This is a genomic window from Micromonospora sp. CV4 (assembly GCF_003667455.1).
Taxonomy (GTDB): Bacteria; Actinomycetota; Actinomycetes; order Mycobacteriales; family Micromonosporaceae; genus Micromonospora.
In genome coordinates, this window is the sequence record NZ_RCVI01000086.1 from 1 (window position 1) to 3,517 (window position 3,517).

General features: G+C 74.5%; 3 protein-coding genes. 1 reads left to right on the forward strand and 2 read right to left on the reverse strand.

The window, feature by feature from the left end; translation table 11 throughout:
* Positions 1-96 precede the first annotated feature (96 nt).
* Positions 97-1,704: an NAD(P)/FAD-dependent oxidoreductase gene (locus tag EAD98_RS00605; RefSeq protein WP_121652152.1), complete on the forward strand. Its 1,608-nt coding sequence runs from the start codon at positions 97-99 to the stop codon at positions 1,702-1,704.
* Between the two features lie 46 nt (positions 1,705-1,750).
* Here EAD98_RS00605 and EAD98_RS00610 read toward each other — a convergent pair whose 3' ends face one another.
* Together EAD98_RS00610 and EAD98_RS00615 are read right to left on the reverse strand one after the other, a co-directional pair.
* Positions 1,751-2,518, reverse strand: coding sequence for a polyprenol monophosphomannose synthase (locus EAD98_RS00610; RefSeq protein ID WP_121652153.1), 768 nt, complete (start codon positions 2,516-2,518; stop codon positions 1,751-1,753).
* 145 nt (positions 2,519-2,663) lie between these two features.
* Positions 2,664-3,517 (reverse strand): SDR family oxidoreductase (locus EAD98_RS00615; protein ID WP_121652154.1); only part of this gene is annotated, 854 nt, incomplete at its 5' end.

Consider the following 3,517-nt stretch of genomic DNA (forward strand, 5'->3'; position numbering starts at 1 on the left):
GATCAACTGCGCAACCGTGTACATGCGACGCTGGATGCCCCGGTCTCGGCGAGGCAAACGCGTTTCGCCTGGTTGCGCGCCGGGTAGGCGGATCGGATGACTAGCACCGGCGCGGAGAGCGCGGACGCCGTCGTCGTCGGGGCCGGCCACAACGGCCTGGTAGCGGCCAACCTGCTGGCGGACGCGGGGTGGGACGTCGTGGTGCTGGAGGCGACGGCCGTGCCCGGTGGCGCGGTCCGCTCCGCCGAGGTGACCGCGCCGGGCTACCTCAGCGACCTCTACAGCTCCTTCTACCCCCTCGGGTACGCCTCGCCCGTGCTGGCGGGGCTCGACCTGGCCCGGTACGGGCTGTCCTGGCGGCACTCGCCGGACGTGCTGGCGCATCTGCTGCCGGACGGCCGCGCCGCGGTGATCAACCGGGATCCGGACGTCACCGCCGCCTCGCTGGAACGGTTCGCCCCCGGCGACGGCAAGCGCTGGCTGAACGCCTACACCGACTGGCTCGAGGTGGCCGGGCCGATGCTGACGACGATCACCTCGCCGTTCCCGCCGGTGCGGGGCGGGCTGGCGCTGCTGCGACGGATGCGGATCGCCGGGGCGCTGCGGTTGGCCCGGCGGCTGGTGGTGCCGGTCCGCAAGCTCGGCGACGAACTCTTCGACGGCGAGGGCGGGCCGGCCCTGCTGGCCGGCTGCGCCCTGCACACCGACCTGTCCCCGGAGGAGGCCGGCTCCGGGGTGTACGGCTGGCTGCTGGCCATGCTCGGTCAGCAGGTCGGCTGGCCGGTGCCCGACGGCGGCGCGCAGCAGATCACCAACGCGCTGGTGGCCCGGCTGCACGAGCGCGGCGGCCGGATCATGTACGGCGCCCGGGTCGACCGGGTGCTCACTGCCCGGGGCCGGGCGATGGGGGTGCGCACCGAGGGCGGCACACTCTGGCGGGCCCGACGGGCCGTGCTCGCCGACGTGCCGGCGCCGGCGCTCTACCTCGACCTGGTCGGCGCGGCCGCCCTGCCGGCGCGGCTCGTGGAGGACCTGGCGCACTTCCGGTGGGACGGCTCGACGCTGAAGGTCGACTGGGCGCTCTCCGCGCCGGTGCCGTGGACGAACCGGGAGGTGGCCGGCGCCGGCACCGTGCACCTCGGCGCGGACCTGGACGGGCTCACCCGCTACTCCGGTGAGCTGGCCCGCGGCGAGCTGCCGCGCGACCCGTTCCTGCTGCTCGGGCAGATGTCGGTGGCCGACCCGAGCCACTCCCCGCCGGGCACCGAGTCGCTCTGGTCGTACACGCACCTGCCGTTCCGCCGGGACTGGCGGGCCGAGGATGTCGCCGGGCACGTCGAGCGGATGGAGGACGTGCTGGAGGCGGCCGCACCGGGTTTCCGGCAGCTCATCGTCGGGCGGCACGTGGCCGGTCCGGCCGACCTGGAGAAGGGCAACCCGAGCCTGGTCGGCGGGACGCTCGGCGGGGGCACCGCCGCCGCGTACCAGCAGCTGTTCCTGCGGCCGATCCCCGGCCTGGGCCGGGCGGACACCCCGGTGGACCGGCTCTTTCTGGCCAGCGCGTCGGCGCATCCCGGCGGCGGGGTGCACGGCGCGCCCGGCGCGAACGCGGCCCGTGCGGCCCTGGCGCGCGACCGTGCGCTCACCGGCCGCGCCTACGCCGCCGCCATCGCCACCGCGCACCGCGCCGTCTACCCCGACTGACCCGCCGCGCCCCGGCCGGCTTGCTGGCGGGCGCGGCGGGGGACGGTCAGCTGGTGATGTTGCGGTGCTTGCTGCGCAGGCGGAACGGCATCAACGCGCTCTCGATCTTGGTCGCGGTGGTCATCTTGGACTCGCCGTCGCGCCGCTCCTCGAAGCGGATCGGCACCTCCAGGATCGTGTGCCCGAGCTTGGTGGCCAGGTAGTGCATCTCCACCTGGAAGCTGTAGCCGTTGGACTGCACCCGCTCCAGGCCGATGTCCCGCAGCGCGTCGGCCCGCCAGATCTTGAAGCCGGCGGTCAGGTCCCGGATCCGCACCCGCAGCAGCGTGTGCACGTAGAGGTTCGCCCAACCGCTGAGCGCCCGGCGGTACAGCGGCCAGTTCTCGTCCAGCTCGCCACCGGGCACGTACCGGGAACCGATCACCACGCCGGCCTGGGTGGAGAGCAGCGCCCCCAGCATCCCCGGCAGCGCCTCCGGCGGGTGGGACAGGTCCGCGTCCATCTGCGCCACGTACTCGGCGCCGCCGTCGAGCGCCCGCCCCATCCCGTCCACGTACGCCCGGCCCAGGCCCTCCTTGCCGGCCCGGTGCACCACCTCGATCCGGTCCGGGTGCTCGATGGCCAACTTGTCGGCCACCTCGCCCGTGCCGTCGGGGGAGTTGTCGTCGGCGACGAGGATGCGCAGCCCCGGCAGCGGCAGTGCGAGCAGCCGCTCGACCAGCGCCGGGAGGTTGCCCGCCTCGTTGTAGGTGGGCACCACGACGGTCAGGCGCGCGTCCCGCCACGGCGACGGCAGCTGCACGGGCTCGATCATGTCGGACATCCTCGGTTTGCGGACAGGGCTATCTGAGAGGGTAGCTAGTTCCCCCGTCCAGGTTGAAAAGGCTCCCCTTCCGGGCGTTGCGGACCGGTGTCCCTTCGCCCCGTGCGGAGCCGTGCACCCGTGGTGCGTGCGCAGGTCAGCGCGGTCGCCGGGCCGCGGCGACGAGGGCCAGCGCCACGCCGGCGAGCGCGACACCGGACAGCGCCGGCTTGTGGGTGCCGACCCAGAGCGCCGCCGAGCGGCCGCGCGCCCGGTCGGTGAAGACGCCCGCCGCGCCCCGGTCCCGGTCCTCGTCGCCGGGGTGGTCGAGATTGTCCCGCCACGTCGCCGGGTCGATCTCCTCGCCGGTCTGCTGGCTGTCGTACCCGTCCCGGGCCAGCTTGCGGTCCAGCAGGCCGGGGATCAGGATGTCGCCCAGCCGGGCCCGCCAGGTGGGGCCGCCCACGTTCAGCTCCCGGGTGCCGTGGTCGGCGGCCCAGACGATCGCCCGCGCCGCCAGCTCCGGTGCGAAGATCGGCGGCACCGGCTGCGGATGCCGGGGCAGCCGGGTGCGGACCCAGGAGAACTGCGGCGTGTTCACCGCGGGCAGCTGCACCATCGACAGCTTCACGCCCGGGCAGTCGTGCAGCAGCTCGGCCCGCAGCGAGTCGTTGAACCCCTGGACGGCGTGCTTGCTCGCGCAGTACGCCGACTGCAGCGGGATCCCCCGGTAGGCGAGCGCCGAGCCCACCTGCACGATCGCGCCCCGGCCGTGCGCGCGCATGTGCCGCAGCGCCGCCAGGGTGCCGTGCACCGTGCCCAGGTAGGTCACCTCGGTGACTCGGCGGAACTCACGCGCCGGGATCTCCCACGCCGGCGCGAACACCGACACCATCGCGTTGTTGATCCACACGTCGATGCCGCCCCACCGGTGCACGACGTCGTCGGCGGCCTGCTGCACCGCACCCGCGTCGGCGACGTCCACGCGGTACACGCGTACGTCGGTCGGGC